The sequence below is a fragment of the Kitasatospora sp. NPDC057512 genome (assembly GCF_042802135.1).
In the GTDB taxonomy this organism is placed as follows: domain Bacteria; phylum Actinomycetota; class Actinomycetes; order Streptomycetales; family Streptomycetaceae; genus Kitasatospora.
Genome location: NZ_JBHVET010001267.1, coordinates 1 through 1,172, shown reverse-complemented (window position 1 = coordinate 1,172; position 1,172 = coordinate 1). Strand labels below are relative to the sequence as shown.

At 78.1% G+C, this 1,172-nt stretch carries 1 pseudogene; it reads right to left on the bottom strand.

The annotated features are described in order from the left end of the window. Window positions 1–280: 280 nt before the first annotated feature. Window positions 281–1,172: pseudogene (locus tag ACFU6K_RS39395) on the bottom strand (hypothetical protein); the annotation flags it as partial.

The following is a 1,172-nucleotide window of genomic DNA, read 5'->3' as shown; positions in this document are numbered from 1 at the left end:
GGAGCCTCACCGAGGCCCCCGATCGGCCGCCGACCCGCGACGCCTTCCGGGATCGCCCGGCACCGAAAGTTGGCCCGCCCGACTTCTCGTGCCGTGCCCCCGCCCGTGCACGCCTTCGCAGCTGCCGCCGCATCACCTGAAGTCGGCTGGCCCGACTTCTCACGCGTACCGGCTTTGCTGAGGCCGCTTGTCCCGCCTGCCGGCCCGCAGCGCCTTCCGGGATCGCCCGGCACCGAAAGTCGGCGTGCCCGACTTCTCGTGCCGTGCAGGTCCGGGGGCTTCAGCCGGTGGGGGAGGTGGGTGGGGCCGGAGCGGCGGCGGGGGGCGGGGTGGTGGCGCCGGGCCAGGATTCGTCGAGCGTGCCGTCGGGGCGGACGGTGTAGCGGGTGGAGGTGACGGTGCCGGTGGCGGCCGCACGTTCCTCGCGGACGACGGTGCTGCCGTCCAGTCGCCAGCTGGCCGTCGCCTGCGGGTCCGCCACCGAGGTGCGGGAGGTGGTGGCGGCCGGAGCGTCCCCGGCGAAGGTGTAGAGCTGGACGAGGTCGACCGGGGCCGAGCCCTCCACCCGCCGCAGGACGACCACCGCGGCCGGCAGGCCCTTGTACCGGGCCGGCAGCACCGCGCTCAGCGCGACCTGCGGCCCGGCCCCGACCGAGTGCCCGTTCTGCAGGGCGACGGCCGGCCCGCCGGTCCCGTCGGGGTAGCTGCGGTTGGGCCAGTCCACGGCCGGTACGGGCGCCTGGGGGGCCGTCAGCCCGCTGTCCGTACCGCCGCGTGCCGCTGCCGGGAGCGGCACGGCCGTGGCCTGGGGCGCGACGTCCGCCGATGTCCCGGGCACGGACTGCTCGCCGCCGGAGCCGGCGTTGGTCACCACCGCGGTCGGTGGCCGCACGCTCCGGTTGTCCCGGTTCTCGCACCCCTGCGCCGCCGCGATGGCGAGCGCCACCCCGATGGTCACGGTGACGAAGACGACCAGCCGCTGCCGGAGCAGCCGTTTCCGCGCGGCGCCGGGGCGCCCGCCGGGGGCGGGGGTGTGCTGGCGGTCCCGAGGACGCGCCCGCTCACGGGGGTCACGGGCGTCGCGGGGCCCGGGCCGGGCCGGGGGCGGAGTCTGCGGCCGGTCCGGGCGTGCCCGCAGCGGCCGGGTGACCGGCGTCGGCTCGGGTCGGGGC